Origin of the sequence: Sutcliffiella tianshenii (assembly GCF_016908565.1) — a bacterium.
GTDB classification, from domain to species: Bacteria; Bacillota; Bacilli; order Bacillales; family Bacillaceae_I; genus Sutcliffiella_A; species Sutcliffiella_A tianshenii.
Window position 1 is genome coordinate 463,433 of record NZ_JAFBED010000002.1, and the last position, 15,096, is coordinate 478,528.

General features: G+C 38.6%; 19 protein-coding genes. All 19 read right to left on the reverse strand.

Translation table 11 applies throughout. The annotated features are described in order from the left end of the window. Nucleotides 1–10: 10 nt before the first annotated feature. The 19 genes from JOC95_RS05795 to paaX all read right to left on the reverse strand — a co-directional run bounded on the left by JOC95_RS05795 (nucleotide 11) and on the right by paaX (nucleotide 15,062). Complete coding sequence (locus JOC95_RS05795; protein ID WP_204414330.1) at nucleotides 11–475, reverse strand: helix-turn-helix transcriptional regulator; 465 nt, start codon at nucleotides 473–475, stop codon at nucleotides 11–13. A gap of 160 nt (nucleotides 476–635) precedes the next feature. Beyond that, nucleotides 636–1,343 carry a DNA alkylation repair protein gene (locus tag JOC95_RS05800; protein WP_204414331.1) on the reverse strand — a complete coding sequence of 236 codons (708 nt, stop codon included), beginning with the start codon at nucleotides 1,341–1,343 and terminating at the stop codon, nucleotides 636–638. Between the two features lie 147 nt (nucleotides 1,344–1,490). Beyond that, nucleotides 1,491–1,877, reverse strand: a complete 387-nt coding sequence (locus JOC95_RS05805; protein ID WP_204414332.1) for a VOC family protein — start codon at nucleotides 1,875–1,877, stop codon at nucleotides 1,491–1,493. A 12-nt stretch (nucleotides 1,878–1,889) separates the two neighbouring features. Next, nucleotides 1,890–2,225 (reverse strand): hypothetical protein, encoded by a 336-nt coding sequence (locus JOC95_RS05810; protein ID WP_239582715.1) that lies wholly within the window; start codon nucleotides 2,223–2,225, stop codon nucleotides 1,890–1,892. A gap of 114 nt (nucleotides 2,226–2,339) precedes the next feature. Further along, nucleotides 2,340–2,714, reverse strand: a complete 375-nt coding sequence (locus tag JOC95_RS05815; protein ID WP_204414334.1) for a group-specific protein — start codon at nucleotides 2,712–2,714, stop codon at nucleotides 2,340–2,342. Further along, nucleotides 2,711–3,277 carry an ATP-binding protein gene (locus JOC95_RS05820; protein ID WP_204414335.1) on the reverse strand — a complete coding sequence of 189 codons (567 nt, stop codon included), beginning with the start codon at nucleotides 3,275–3,277 and terminating at the stop codon, nucleotides 2,711–2,713. Before JOC95_RS05820 ends, JOC95_RS05815 begins: the two co-directional genes overlap by 4 nt. Beyond that, nucleotides 3,274–4,380 carry a hypothetical protein gene (locus JOC95_RS05825; RefSeq protein WP_204414337.1) on the reverse strand — a complete coding sequence of 369 codons (1,107 nt, stop codon included), beginning with the start codon at nucleotides 4,378–4,380 and terminating at the stop codon, nucleotides 3,274–3,276. Before JOC95_RS05825 ends, JOC95_RS05820 begins: the two co-directional genes overlap by 4 nt. A 22-nt stretch (nucleotides 4,381–4,402) precedes the next feature. After that, entirely contained in the window at nucleotides 4,403–5,554 is a 1,152-nt protein-coding gene (locus JOC95_RS05830) for a PstS family phosphate ABC transporter substrate-binding protein (protein ID WP_204414339.1), read from the reverse strand. Nucleotides 5,555–5,663: 109 nt separating this feature from the next. Beyond that, nucleotides 5,664–6,923: an ATP-binding protein gene (locus JOC95_RS05835; protein ID WP_204414341.1), complete on the reverse strand. Its 1,260-nt coding sequence runs from the start codon at nucleotides 6,921–6,923 to the stop codon at nucleotides 5,664–5,666. Nucleotides 6,924–7,098: 175 nt separating this feature from the next. Then, complete coding sequence (locus JOC95_RS05840) at nucleotides 7,099–7,872, reverse strand: YibE/F family protein (RefSeq protein WP_204414343.1); 774 nt, start codon at nucleotides 7,870–7,872, stop codon at nucleotides 7,099–7,101. Next, nucleotides 7,869–9,017 (reverse strand): YibE/F family protein, encoded by a 1,149-nt coding sequence (locus JOC95_RS05845; RefSeq protein ID WP_204414345.1) that lies wholly within the window; start codon nucleotides 9,015–9,017, stop codon nucleotides 7,869–7,871. The genes JOC95_RS05840 and JOC95_RS05845 overlap by 4 nt, the downstream gene beginning before the upstream one ends. A gap of 213 nt (nucleotides 9,018–9,230) precedes the next feature. Then, entirely contained in the window at nucleotides 9,231–9,995 is a 765-nt protein-coding gene (locus JOC95_RS05850; RefSeq protein ID WP_204414703.1) for a DUF817 domain-containing protein, read from the reverse strand. A gap of 285 nt (nucleotides 9,996–10,280) precedes the next feature. After that, the gene (locus JOC95_RS05855; protein ID WP_204414347.1) at nucleotides 10,281–10,928 is read right to left on the reverse strand and encodes a Type 1 glutamine amidotransferase-like domain-containing protein; all 648 of its coding nucleotides are present in this window, start codon (nucleotides 10,926–10,928) and stop codon (nucleotides 10,281–10,283) included. Between the two features lie 333 nt (nucleotides 10,929–11,261). Then, complete coding sequence (locus JOC95_RS05860; RefSeq protein WP_204414349.1) at nucleotides 11,262–11,723, reverse strand: DIP1984 family protein; 462 nt, start codon at nucleotides 11,721–11,723, stop codon at nucleotides 11,262–11,264. 68 nt (nucleotides 11,724–11,791) lie between these two features. Beyond that, nucleotides 11,792–12,100 (reverse strand): hypothetical protein, encoded by a 309-nt coding sequence (locus tag JOC95_RS05865; protein ID WP_204414350.1) that lies wholly within the window; start codon nucleotides 12,098–12,100, stop codon nucleotides 11,792–11,794. Nucleotides 12,101–12,282: 182 nt separating this feature from the next. Next, nucleotides 12,283–12,720 carry a DUF4181 domain-containing protein gene (locus JOC95_RS05870; RefSeq protein WP_204414351.1) on the reverse strand — a complete coding sequence of 146 codons (438 nt, stop codon included), beginning with the start codon at nucleotides 12,718–12,720 and terminating at the stop codon, nucleotides 12,283–12,285. A 131-nt stretch (nucleotides 12,721–12,851) separates the two neighbouring features. Next, entirely contained in the window at nucleotides 12,852–13,256 is a 405-nt protein-coding gene (locus tag JOC95_RS05875; protein ID WP_204414352.1) for a hypothetical protein, read from the reverse strand. A 15-nt stretch (nucleotides 13,257–13,271) separates the two neighbouring features. Further along, on the reverse strand, nucleotides 13,272–14,069 hold the full coding sequence (locus tag JOC95_RS05880) for an aminoglycoside 6-adenylyltransferase (protein ID WP_204414353.1): 798 nt from the start codon (nucleotides 14,067–14,069) through the stop codon (nucleotides 13,272–13,274). A 117-nt stretch (nucleotides 14,070–14,186) separates the two neighbouring features. Continuing rightward, on the reverse strand, nucleotides 14,187–15,062 hold the full coding sequence (gene paaX / locus JOC95_RS05885) for a phenylacetic acid degradation operon negative regulatory protein PaaX (RefSeq protein ID WP_204414354.1): 876 nt from the start codon (nucleotides 15,060–15,062) through the stop codon (nucleotides 14,187–14,189). Nucleotides 15,063–15,096: the final 34 nt, after the last annotated feature.

Here is a 15,096-nt window from a genome sequence, read left to right on the forward strand (position 1 = left end):
TTTCCATGGATCATTCTCCTTTCCTGTCATTGGACAGTTCGATTATTCTTTGAACGGCATCTTCCCTGTTAAATGAGCTGTACCAGCGAAAATCAAAATCATCGAGAATTCGAAAGTGTTGACTGATGACATTTTGTTGCAGACGAAATTTACCACTTACTTCCATCTCTTTCCACCACACCTTTCCTCCCATCGTTTTGTCTTTGGGACTGTCAATCTTCTCATGTGCGATGGTTTCAATGACTTCTAATGGATCTGGACCAAGAACCGAGGTAAGTATTTCACTTTCTCTAAATAGTGCACAAGCAGCTACCGTCAACGTCCAACTTGCGGAATTTCTGCCTTTTTCAATCTGTACCAGTGTTTTCTTGGAGATCCCTAGAATCTCTGCCATTTTATCTTGGGTGTAGTTATATTCAATACGAATGAGTTTTAGTTTATTTGAAATGAGATGAATGGTTTCTACCTGGTTCATTATCTATTTATATAGCTCCTTTTATCACTTTATGTGTAATTTTACACTTTCCGGATAGTAATTACAACATTTTTCAGAATAAACAGAACATAGAATATAGTGAAATTACAAAAAAAGAGGGGCAATCCATTTCGGATTGACCCCGTACCAGGCAACCTTATCAACATCTCACATACTTGCGTTTGAAACCAAGCCTTCCTTTGTCCAATTCTTTTTGGATGCTTTCAAAGGGATTCAGTAAGCTGCTTTTCTTATTCTCCCGTCTTATTTCAACCTGACCCACTGCCCGTGCTGTCTCAAGGGCCTTTTCATGCAGCGGCAAGTAGGAGATGCCCATGGTGTAAACGAAATTATTCATCGCTGATTTTGTCCGTTCCGGTGAATCATGAATCTTATTTTCCACCATATCAAGCATGTCGGACATTTTACTTTCGGAAAACTCAGTGTCCTTACGATTTCCCAGTAGCCAACAGTAGCAGCTCCAGCCAGCTGACATCCTCAGCTCTTCCCCACTCGAGATCCATTTATCTGCAACCTCTTGGGCAATATCCGATTCTGCCAACGTAACCGCCACCACATAATCTGATAGCATATAAAAATATGCCCCATCCATCCAACGATCATAATCCGAAGCTGTCATCGCCTTCGGGTCTGCAATTATTCCTGCGAAGTACATGGCATCATAGTTGCCTGTTGCATAAAGCTCTTCTGCTAATTCTTGATTTATCCTAATTTTCTTTGCGATCGGTTTCATCGCCCCAGTAGCAACGCCGAATAATGGCTCACGAGCCCCATTGGCCATGTACATTTTCTTCGTTCGTTCCTTGCCCAGGGCCTCAAGCTCCTGCATCACCGTTTCCAAATCCATCTTTAAGCACATCCCTTCAATATAAGAGTACAAAAATAATTCATTTTATATAAAAATAAATGTTGATCAAATTTCCGCAAAAGCTTGATTTAGTCGAAAGAGCTTCCTAACTATTTGAACTCCTGTAACACTTGTAAGAATCGGAACCTATGGATGGTTTTTTATCCCAAACGCCAGCCATCTTCCGTCAATATCTTCTATAACGAATTCCTTGTTTTCATAGTCCGTACTGCCAAGTGGCCTGACTACATTGACGCCGGCTTCGATAAACTCCTGTTGAAGCTCTTCTTGATTCTTGGTGATAAAGTAAGCATCATAACCATATCCATACAGTTGCCTATTGGGAAAAACCCTTTGGCCAATGGTTTTGGTTAAAATTATTTCAGTTGAATCGCGATACAAGCATACATGAGGTTCACTTGCATTCAAATATGGAATAGCCCTAAACCTCATTTTCTGTTCATAAAATTCTGCAGTCCGAATTATATCTGGTGTCGGAAAGATACAGTGGGACAAAATTAAAAGGTTCGTCAATATTATTCCTCCTCAGAAGTTCTCCCATAACAGATGCTTAACATGTTCGGTACATCTTACCTCTAACTTTAGCCATTCCATGTTACCGGCAAACTGTTCGGAGCAGATAAATTCTATCCTCGCAGCTTTTATTCCTTGAATACACCTGACATTGCCGATGAACGTTTGGGGACCTTTCGGGTACTCGATCTTTGTTCCCACATAAGGCAACAGTTCATAATGGTATTCCTTTTCGAGGCTGTCAAAGTAATTCTTTGAGACTATATCTCTTATCTTCTTAAAGTCTAAATGATTCAAGCCCCAACGGATGGTGGCATTTCCATCGAAAAGGCTCAACTCCAACTTCATGAAACACCCCATTTTATCACTCGATACTTTTAATATTTTGATTTTCTTATGATTGAACGGTATATAAGTGCATTCCGACGACTTGTCTATATTATTTTCAATACTTATCACCTATTAAAGAAACTCAATCAACTCATCCAAAGTCCCTACAAACTTCTCTACCTCTGGCAAATGATAGAATGTGCTGGTGGTGTCAAAATTGTAGATTTCCCGATTTTCAGTATAGAGAATGATTCTTTTGTTAAGCCCAAGAGCAATACCGAGTTCGATGTGGGTCCCTTTGCCGCCCGGCAGCAATACAATTACAAAGTCCGATTCTGTTACTGCCTTCTTTTCAAATAGTCCGATTGTTGTGAGGTCTTCAATTGTGGATGCTCTTTCATTCAGCGTCCAATCGTATGTATGTTTATGCCCCTTACTTTTCAACTTCCCGCTCACATAACGGACCTTCTCAATATTGGAGAAACCTGATGCCACATAAAATTTCATGCTGTTCCTCCCTCCGGTTTTTTTGAAATCCGGACTATCTCTTGAATGACCGAATCCACTTCTCTTCCATCCCTGATCACGAATAAATGATCTGCTTCCCCAATTGCCGGATCTGTCACCATTTCTGCCTGCTGTCTTTTCAGTACTTCCACGAAAGTGGAAGCACTTCTGAAGATTTTCGTATTCCGCTCTGATAGGGAAACACGTGTTTGAAGGACCTGATCTGGAATGTCAAAATGAACAATTATGCGGAAAAATTCAGCCGGAGGGAATAAGTTCTTCAGCAGATACTCTCTTCCTTTTTGGTACCGGTTGGAATTGCAGATGATCAAGTGAGAATCCGTCTGCTTTTTTGCATATTCGACAATCAGGTGTGAAATATCATGTTTGAGTGTATTCGGTCCTTGTTTTGGTTGCAGTTTTCTATAATATGTATTAATAAATTCGGCATGGTTATCCTGGTCCATCACTATGGAGTTTTCCAATTCTTTTTCAAGCAATCCCGCAAAAGTGGATTTCCCACTGTGAGTTTTGCCAACTGTCATGATCAATAAACGTTTCATAAGCCACCTCCCACAGGAACATGATTGAAAACAGATAAAAACTCCTCATCCTCGCGGACATCAATAAACTCCGGCTGCTCTAAAAACATATGAATATACCTTGAACGCAGTCCACCATTACCAGTTATTTTATTCTCGGCCATTCTAAGATGGTGTAAAGTTTCTTCCCTGTCTTTATTTTGAGCCCAAATACATATTGCATAGAAGAAATGAGTGACTCCGGTTCCTTGATACTCTATGGCTTTTTCGAATAGTTTCATTGCTTGCTCGTATCTCTTTTCCCACATTAAACTGGTAGCTATGTCATGTGACATGTCACAGACTTCATCAATGTTATCGCTCAGACCTTTTTCATATTGGCCGAATTTATTCTCGATCTTAAAAATTGTATCGTTGATTAATGCATCATATTTATCCATTTCCTTTTTTCCTAGATATGTTTCAAGTAAATATGTAACATATCGGATATAAAACTTGTCATAGTCATGCCACTTTTCGTCCTCAGTCAGGATATCGTGATACTTCCCGATTTCTTTGAGTGCCCGATCATAATCTTTCCGTTCGTATGCACAGAGCCCAGAAGCTGTTTCAACCAGTAGAATCCTAGAATGACGATTGGATTCGGAAGGGTGGATCTTCGTCAATAATTCTTGATAAATTTCAAACCAATCATCCATTCTGTTCTCATGAAACCATCCAACGGCCTGAGTACTGTCATACATCACTTTTATCCAATATTCAGGTCCGAGATTTTCTTTTGACCATTCTAAAAATGCAACCTGCTCTTCTATCATTTCTTCATAACTCTTTAAAAGAGCCAAGTTGTCCACCATCTCCCAATTAGCCCAAAAGAGATCGTTTAGGGATTCAATACTTCCTTTTTTCAAATATCTTCTCGTCAGGTCTACTCTCATCTGTAATCCTCTGTCACCTAAGTATCCATAAATCTCATGTCCCAAACGAACGGCGTCAATGGAATAATTTGATTGGACTATTTCCCGCTGAACAGACTCAAAGGCCATCAACAACAAATCTTCATTATCTTTATCTGGATTTTCCTGGTTATAATTCTTATATTTTTCCCAAAAATCAATCGCTTGCACAAACGTGTTCTCCTTTTTATATCTATTTGTAGTACGGCACATATCCTGACTTCTCCACTAACGTCTGTCCCTCATCAGACTGCATCCATTCCAGAAATGGAACGAGGTTTGGATTGGTTGAAGTCGAAAGGTGTACAGCATAAAACGGGCTGACAAAAGGATAGGTATCTTCTTGAATGGATGTGATGGATGGGGACACTCCATTGATCGATAGATGTTTGATCTTGTTATTTTGCACCATCGTTTCAGAGAAAAAGCGAAACGAGAAACCGATTGCATTTTTCCTATTTTCATAGTCCAAGGTTTCTTCGATGATGCCTCCCATTCCCGTTACCTGTTGATCTTTTGGCGCTTCCATCAATCTTTTGGCTCCCATCACTTTCATAAGCATTTGCTGACTTCCGCTGTCTTCCGGTCGCTGAAAAGCCAATATGGCCTCATCTTTACCGCCAAGTTCTTTCCAGTTTGTAATTTCCCCAGAATATATATTTTGAACATCCTCCAATGTTATGTCACTTACTGGATTATCCTTATGTACAAAAAACACGAATGCTTCCTTACCTATTGGCGTTAACTCCAACTGGACTTCTTTGGATTTTGCAAGGTCTTGAATTGTTATCGGAGGCTCTGGTGCAAAGATTAGGTCACTTTCTTCTTTCATTAGATTTACCCACGCCCCTGAAGTTTGTGTTGATTGCACCTCACTCCCAGCGGAATCATAAAGGTCTTTTGGATAAACTGCTTGAGCGAATGCTGCAAATATTGGATACAAGGCAGTCGATCCATCAAGCTTCAACAATGGTTCCTCCATTTTGAACGAAGCAGATGCATTCAATGTCGCTACCAAAGAATCCTTAGCAAATGGCTCATAAACAGAGAGGTCTACATCCTGTGTACTCATGACCTGCAAGGATTTTAGATGCCAGCTTTTCACATTTTCAAATACCACAAACAATATAAAACAGCTTATCAAACCGATAAAGCTATACTTTACAGCTTTATTAGAAAACCGATCCCACACAAGAAGATTGGCAAAAACCAAAAGCGTTAATACAAAAAAGGCTACTACTACACCATATTGCTCCTTGCCTGTGGACAACAGTGTCATGACCGTTGCGTAAAAACCTACAAATAAAATCATCACCGATACCATAAATGACGCAATAACCCTCATGGACTTCCCCCTTCGTCTCTATGTACCAATTATTTCAAAGGATTATTCTGAATACAATAAAAAAATAAAAAATGGCCGTCCTAAAGTATTCATGGAATCTTCAGAACGGCTATTTCGTCTGGAATATTTGCGGTAACAGGATTATAAACTCTGTACCCCTACCTTTTTCGCTGTTCACTTTAATAGTGCCTTTGAATGAACGTATAATCTGAAAACTTACCATCATTCCTAAACCGGTACCATTTTCCTTTAGGGAATAGAATGGAGATCCAAGCCTATCCTGTTGCTTTTTTGTCATACCAATTCCTTGGTCTTTTATCATAATCTCTATATTGCCATCTGTTGTTGCAGTACATGTAACCCAGACAGTCCCACCGTTTGGCATCGACTCTACGGCATTTTTCATGATATTGATCAAGGATTGATTCAGTTTTTGGGGATTTGCATCGATCCAACAGTCATCTTCTATCTTGGTTTGTATCTTAACATGATGGTTTTGGCTGTAGCCTTGAATGATATTAATGACTCGCTCCATTTGGTAACCAGCGTTTACTTTTATATTGTTGTTTACAGTGGGTTTTCCGAACGTTAGAAAATCATCAATTATTTCATTCGCACGGTCTAACTCTTCAATGGAAATTTTAATATATTCCTTCTTGCTCTTAGGCAGTTCAGGGTCATCCAGAAGCTGCAGGAAACCTCGAGTAACCTGCATCGGGTTTCTGATTTCATGAGCGAAGACACTGGACAACTCGCTGACCACCTTTAACTTTTCCGAATTAAGCAGCTCTGTCCGCAGCTGGTGAATCTCCCGGATTGTTTCCATTAACATCGTGAAGAACCATGTAACTGCCACTACAAAAATCAGATGAATCAACTGCACTTTCACAATGTCCAATGAAAAGCCATTTAGGATTCCAAAGGAAGTCAACCCGACTAGACAGTAGTATAATGCTAGACCGACCGCAATTTTTATCCTTTTATCTTTATTAGAACTGACAAATGTTTTTTGGAAAAACAATATCACAGGCAGTGACAGTAATAGTACAAGTACCGTAGTATAAACACCCATGTTTATTCCTGAATAAAGGCGATAAAGGATAACGAGGACAGAAAGAAAGACCCCTGGTCCGAATCCGAGATACAATGTTCCAAATAATAAAGGAATAAATCTTAAATCTAACCGGGCATCCTGTCCAAAACTCAGTGGAAAAGAGATGCACAATATGATGGAAATCCCCCATAAAAAGGTCATCAGGACTTTCTTGTTATTATCACTCTTTACCTTCTCCGTAATGAATGTAAAGTAGACAAATATAGGAATTACCATGAGCGTCAGTTGCAACAGGAAATCTTTTATTATACTCATCTTCATACCTTTCTCATATTCTTATCCATTTCATTCAGAAAGAACAGGATAAGAATTTGTAATTCTTCCACAATTATACTTTATAGGTATCATAATTTGTCGATTTTTTTCTCCAATTCCATAAAAAAGAGCTTATCCTTTTTCAGATAAACTCTATTCTTTTCACCGGCAAACTTTAAATTGACTCATTATGCTCTCTTTTTCTCACCAAAAAATACGCAGTGATCCAGGATGTAATCGGAATGATCAACGCAATGCCGATGCCTGCACAGAGTATGGTGATGACCTCTACACTGAACACTTTTGAATTGACGATTTCCCCGAAAGAGTAGGATAATTCCTTTAACCATAAAAACAATCCGAGATAGCCTCCAAAGAAGGCAAAGAATAGCGTATTCGTATTTGTCCCCAGGATGTCCTTCCCGATAGTTAATCCAGATCTGAATAAGGATTTTCGGCTAATGGATGGATTATGAAAAAATATTTCACGCATAGGCGAGGCAACGGATATGGCTACATCCGTAATCGCACCTATCGTACTCATGATAATCATGGAGGCTCCGATCTTAACAAAATCCACTCCAAGATACATCGAGAACATGCTGATTTCCTCGATTTCCTCTTTACCAAATCCTTGTATCATTGATATATCTGCCACGATGACGATAAATAATATTAATATGACAATCGTGATGAAGGTCGATAAGAATGCCGCTTTAGTTTTAAGATTTATTTTATTGATGAAAAACAAGGTAATGCAGCTGATCAGTGTTGATCCTATCATTGTCAAGATGATCGGATCGGCATTTGGATCTGTCATAAAGAGTATGGTGAAAAATAGGACACCAAAATTTAAGAGTAAAGCAAAAAATGATCGTGCCCCTTTTTTTCCTCCGATGAGTACCATCAATAGGAATAGAATTGTCGCAAGTACTAGTAATACATTCATAGCCTTGCCCTCTTTCGATTAACGAAAAATATGGATATGTATAGTCCTATCGGTATCGTCAGGACGATGCCGATGCCGCCGGCCAAAGCACGGGCCAATTCCAGTGACAGGTTGATGGAAAGTGTGATGCCAAAGGGAAAATCATTCATCAGATACAAAATGAGCATCGGGATAGAACCACTTATATAGGCGAAAAACAAGATATTAGTCATCGTTCCCATGATATCTTTACCAATCTCCATCCCAGAATCCCTAAGTGCTTTTTCTGAAATATCGTGCTTCTCTTCATACAATCCAAAAATGGAAGATGACATGGTAATCGCTACATCCATTACAGCCCCAAGTGATCCTATCAATAATCCCGCCATGAACACCACCTGTGGAGGACTGGTCAAAAATTGCATTTCTTCATATCTGAGGCCTTTTTCCTTTGTCAGCCACATGACTAAAAAAGTGATCAATAAAGAAAAAAAAGTGCCAAGTAATGTTGAGACAATCGCTGCAAATGTCTTTTCATTAAAACCATTCACAAGTAATAAGGACATTAACGTAAATAATATGACACCTATCCCACAAATTAATAGCAGGCTAATGTTTGACGAATGCAAAAAAATGTCCAGCAGGAACGATATCAGTAATGCATTCACGGCTAAACTGACAATGGAATAAAAACCTTGCTTCCTTCCGACAAGCAGTAAAACAAAAATGAAAATCCATGCCACAATCAAAACATAGGTATCCCGTTTGACCCCTGTGATTGTTCCTGTCAGTGGCGATTTTCCTGAATCTATGGAAACAAATAATTCATTCCCGACCTCTTGTTCTTGGTCATATGCCCCTGATAAAGAAAACTTATTCGTTAAATGGATCATTTCTTCTTTATGTTCCCCATTTATCACTTTTGCAATGATCGCTTGAGTAGTCAGTAGATCTTTATTATTGAAGGAATCAACCACCTCTTCTTTATCTTTTACATCTGTTTCAATTACTTCAGCTATTGGTTCGTTGTAAAAGGAATGATTGTGGTTAACAAATATCAACGATAAGATAAAACAAAGCCCTAATATGGAATATAAAAATAGATTGTTGGTTACCACTTTTTTCAATTTATTCACTATGTATAGTTCCTTCCACTCTTGAGTCATCGGCAGTCAGGTTTTATTTCCTTCTAAATACTATATACATATATTGCTTTTCGATACTTGGCATTCTGGAAGTACTCATTCACTCCTATTAATATATCAACATTTCCTGCATATTTAAATACAAAGGGAGATGCAATAATAGTAATTAGAAATAATAAGAAAAAGCAGTGGATTTCACGATTGAACGATTGAAATCCACTGCTTTTTGTATTTTTACGGAAGGTTTTTCTTAACCTGCTTTAAAGTGGCAACAATCAGGAAGCTGACTATCACGAGTAAGAGCCATGAACTTGCCTTACCTAGATGAACGAGGCTCCATGCATCGGTTTGGTTTGGATATTCCCAGGCTCCAAAGAATGTCGCGATATTTTCGGCGACCCAGATAAAAAAACCGATAAGCACAAAAGACAGCGCGATAGGCATACGGTAACGGGTTCCATTAATCTCATACATGACCCATGATTTCCAAAAGACGATGATGACAAGAGCTGAAAGCCACCACCGAATGTCCACCCAATAATGGTGCGTGAAGAAGTTCAAATAAATGGCAGCTGCAAGAGGAACTACTGCAAAAAACGGCGGCCACTTCACCAGGTCGACGTTCAGCCTTCTCCAAGCCTGGCAAAGATAACTCGCTACACTTGCATACATGAACCCGCTATATAAAGGGACTCCGAAAAATTTGGTGTTTCCTTCATCTGGATAGGACCAGGAACCCATATGTACCTTGAAAAGTTCAAGCACGAGCCCTATGATGTGAAACAATGTGATCACCTTTAGTTCATCCCTTGTTTCAAGCCCTGAACGGACCATCCACCACTGCATCAAAAGGCAGATGATGAGGAGCCAATCATAGCGCGGCAGAAAGGGCAAAGGAACGAGTTGAGTGACAGCCAAAGAGGCAAAGATGACAACTGGAAACAAACAGGATAGTGCCTGCTCCCATCCGAAACGGACAAGCTGAGACATTCCTCTTATGAACCATGGTTTTTCATTTTTCAATATCAACTGACGATCCATTGTTTATCCCACCTTATAGACCTGAATTGTTCTGCTTATTTCGTATCTTTAATTACATATTAATATATTGTATATCGATTAACAATAAATAATTATTGTATATTGAAAATTTATTATTCCTTTTCAACAAAAAAACATTCCTCATAAAATAGGAATGCTTTAACATACAGAATTTGTTTATTTGTTTGTAGCTGAAATGGTGAACCCTGTCCGCTGCCTTTATATGCACTGAATAAATCAGAACTATTTCTTATTTTCAATCACAACAATGTCACCAATCATTTCTACTTTGCCACCCTCATGGACAATGAGACCATCTCCATCATTTCCTGCATAGACAGTTATTCCATTCGATTCTGAGTAAGACAGAACGGACTGCTTAAAGTCATCGTTCCAGCGGTTAAAGTGAGGTAGAAATTCAAAATCCACAAAATCCAATGTTCCCAAATCTCCATCACTGGAGCCCCCAATAAAGAGTTGAAACAAATTCGCGGATTTACCGAGTTGCACGGCTCCACCACTCACACCTACAATGATTCCGCCTTGATTGAAATACTGCCATAAGACATTTTCCATCCTGCGTTTTTTTATTGCTGCCCTGAATTCAATTGGATTACCAGCGGACAAATGAATGATTTCGCAGCTTAGCAAATCCTCTTCCTGCCATGAATCAAAATCCTCGTATAGGTCAAAAAAACGGATGTCGGTGATTCCATACTGACGATAATAGTTTACCTTTGTTTGGAAATAGTTCCTTTCCTTGTCGTCTGTAGAAGGAATGTAACCTATCTTTATATTATTTGGATCGAAACCATCAAAAAGCATCTTATCCATTCTTTGATTCCCTGGATACTCACTTACTTGATCACTATAAAAGAACAATTTCCCCATGTGTTCACCTCTTTGCAAGTACATATAATACTAATCCGAATAATTACTTTTGAAAAATAATAAAAGGCATCCATCCCTCTGAATCGATGCCCAAGTTTCCAAGACAGTACTTTATTTCCCCTATCCACCCTCACGAAACGAAAATCAATACCTGGAAGTAAGTTGTTTGAATAAGCTGTAATGCTGTAACATTACTGGGGTTTAAATTGTAAAAATGAGGCCTCGAACCCCAAGGATCACCCCGTAACCCCTACCATTGATACAACTTTTACCTGTTGTGAGGTTTGGTATTCGCCTTTTCGTGTTCGCTACCAACTTGCTATGCTATTCGGTTTACTTTTCTATTAAATCAGATTTCCAATTGAGCTCCTGTATTTTGATATCAATCAGCCTATACTTTTGTGATAATTCATCGACATGCTTTTGTGTATCCTTGACATGAATGATAGTCACATACTTTATCTCAGTCCTTGAATAACGGTCATGCCGCTCTGTCGCCTGCTCAATCAGCTCACTGAAGATTTTTCTTTCCTGCCCGATCAAGTCCCTGGTCGTCAAAGCATCAGCGAGAGACTGTGTCTTATCAAACTCCGTCAGTAAATTGGTTCTATTAATATCTTGAATCAGCTTTTTCAGTTTTACCAGGATTTCAGTCAATTCCTCTATTAACACATTTGGTTCCTCATTAGGCTGGTCGCCTTCCTGGACCCTTACATTTTGGAACAGGCGATTCTTCAACTGCTCCACTCTTTTCTGGTAATCTGAACGCAATATTAGAGCCTCTGCCAATTTCATGAAAATCACTCCTTAACCAATGGTTTGGTATTTATTTTTCAAGACTTCTACTCCTACATTCGAGCCCTCTATAGATCCAGGTATTTTTTGAGAAGCTTATAACCACCAATAACAACATATATGGTGAATCCGAGAATGATAAAAAATTTTATTAATCTATTTTCAATAACAAATAATACAAGAATCATAGTTATACCAAATATCCCTACACTTGCCGCAAACCTTGTGTACCGTATTGCATCTTCAGAAAACTCCGGTTCTTCCTTGTACATCCACCTCTCACCGAATAGCATACTTTCTTCAGGGCATAAATAAGACCAAATTAATACCCCGTAAACGGGAATCATAAAGATAAAATATAAAAGTGCATCAGCCATAATAGCCCCTCCAAGCCTAATCAACTTATATCAATTTGTAATGCCTTTTTAGTGTATACGTATTGGGGGTTGAATGGTTTCAGTTTCAGCTGACAATTTTAAATGTTTAAACTTATTCAGACGAATCCAGGAACATTTCCTCCAGCGATTCATAATCAATTGGACAGTTAACCACCTTAGACTTAACTTTTTATGAGTCCCAAAAAATCACTAGCAAACATCAGTAATAAGAAAGCAACAATAAACAACAGTTGAAAAATAGTAAATAAATATGCATTTTTATTTTCAGCGTACTTCCATTCCATGAAGGCCGTTACAATTTCTGACAGGACGATAAATAGAAATAGTAAAAAATATGTTTCCAAAAACCAATAGCCTTCAGAGAAGTCATTTTGCACATTAATGGAGAGTCCTACGAACATACATACAATAATAAGTATTCTGATTGTCCAATCGATTTTTTTGTGGGTTGAATTGATATGATTGTATGAAAAGAATTTTTTCCTCTCCACTTTCAGTAACTTTCTTATCATAAAATTAAAGAAAAACAAAACCACTCCAAATATACATAACACTAGTATCAGTCTCAGCCATATAGAAGGTTCCATTTCGTAGTACATAAATATCTCCTCACCTTCCTACTTCAACATAGTATATTTACGAAATAGGAACCTTAAGGGTTTCAGATTTCACTTAAAATTCAAAAAAATGACTCTAGTTTTGAGTCTTGGTTGGTAATTCTTCCGACAGACTACTCAAGTTCTTCTATTTTTAAACCAATTGATCTACTAACATCATTCATTTTCCCATCATAATCAAGAATGATAAACATTTCATCTGCAACATATAAATTGTGTCCGGTCATATCAAGCATTTCAGTTTTTCTTATGAAATTTTCCTTTGCCTTCTGGGCTATGGCGTTGCTCGGATACTTATAAATATGTAAGAACACATCACTTGTAATTTGCAGATGATGAGGTTTTTCTCCCAATAGTCTCTTGTCAAAGGTTGAATTTATATTAATAGATACTTCTTTATATTCAATGTTCTCTTCGACCAAAAAATCTTTAAACTCATTGATGCTTCCTTTAGAAAGGTAGAAAGTTGCGGTTAATACCAAAATGAAAAATATGAGGATAGGGATAAACTTCTTCATTTGTATCTCCTTTTGCTAAACTTCTGATTTACTCGAAAAAGGAAACAATGCCAAAATCCGCTTTATATCATCATCTTCCATATTAATCTCACTTTTCCTCACCGTTTCAATAAACAACTCGTTCAAAATGATGGCTGCTGCCTCCACCTTTTCAACGGTAACTTGATCAGGATATGTGGAAAGATACTTTTGGATGAAAGAAGGATTTAGGGTTTCATAAGCTTTGAAATGGTGAAGCTTTTTATTTTCGTTCCTTGCCTGTAATTGCAGTGTGTAGTCCCTCATTGTCTCAAGCATCTTTAGTGCGTAGATCAGGTTATTCCGCATTAGCTCTTTGTCCAATTTTACAGCAGAATAGAAGAATTCAAAGACTACATCATCTTGAACAGGGTATTTCACAGGTCTTTGGTTAAAACGTTCATTTTCCAATTCCATCTTCTCTGTTACCCTACCCGTTTTATCAAAGACTACCTTCCATAAAGGTGATTTCACACTTAATAGATCTGTCGGAACAATGGACACATTGAATTCCAGGGAGTTCTCCATGAAAACGATCAGAAGAAAGACGTTTTCTCTTAGGCGCTTTTCTTTGATGAAGGCGTTGTTATAACTGAAGGTCCTATATACTTGATTTTTTGTTTCTTCTATATCCTCTACTCCGGCAGTACATACCATCAGATCGATATCTGAATGGTCATCCTTATACCCGATCACCCCGGAGCCCAGTTGAATGATTCCTTCTATCAATCTATTAGACTTCAATTTCCCTATTGTGTTAGTAAAAGTAGTGTTCCTAACCTCTGAACTGTACATGCTTCACCTCTAGAACCAATAATTCGTTGATAGTTCAATTTTACCACATATTGGTTATGGAAATAAACAAAAAAAGGAAGCAGCATCCCGCTGACTCCCTCACGCGTCAAATCCAAATCACTCAATGATATATGGATGATTAAGTACGTCATATTTTTTATCCTTAAAGCTCAATTCGTTGCCGTCTTCGAATACCCCTTCAAAGAAGCGTGATGCCGGTTCTGCAAGCTCCTTGTAGTATTCACTGAAAAGTGCAGCTGCATGGCTTCCAAGCCACATATCAGGAAGCAGTTCCTCGGGAAGGCCAGGATCCACGAACAGGAATTTCCGGTATTCGTGCACAAGCTTTGTGCGTTCTACAAAGCATTCGGCATCAGTCATCTGGCCTTTTGAAATTTTGCTTTTATCGATAATATACTTTTGGCTGTATTCTTGGATAAATTGTTGGTATTTACCGTTGATTTCTTGAAGATCCCAGCTTTTTGTGACCAATCGGCTGTCTTCATGGGGTCCTTTGTATTCGGATACGAAGAAGTCCACATATTCCTCTATTTCGTATTTATGTATAAGGTCCTGAACCGACTTCTCCAAAGCATTCGGGGAAATCCAGCAGCTATTGGATAGGGTGCCAAACCCGCTCCAGACGAGTTCCTTGCGTAGCTCATCCCTGACACTGCGGATCTCTTCGGGGATTGTATACATGAGAATACGCCATTTCCCGTCCCAGCTTTCAGATTTCAATTTGAAGATACGCTTGGCTGCCTCTTCAATCCTTTTCACGCCACGTTCCGTTAAGTAGTAATAGCTTTTATTCCCTTTTTTTTCCGCCTGGACCCATCCCTGTTTATTCATTCTGGAAATGGCTGCACGTACGGCCTGATCGTTATGGCCGAATTCCTTCAAAAGGCGGATCAGGCTCCCGATCCAGATTTTGTTTCCATAATGCCTGATATAGTCTCCATATAATGTAAAAATCATCGATCTTGTGTTCATCCAGCATCCTCTTTCTTGTGAAAAAAATCTAGTA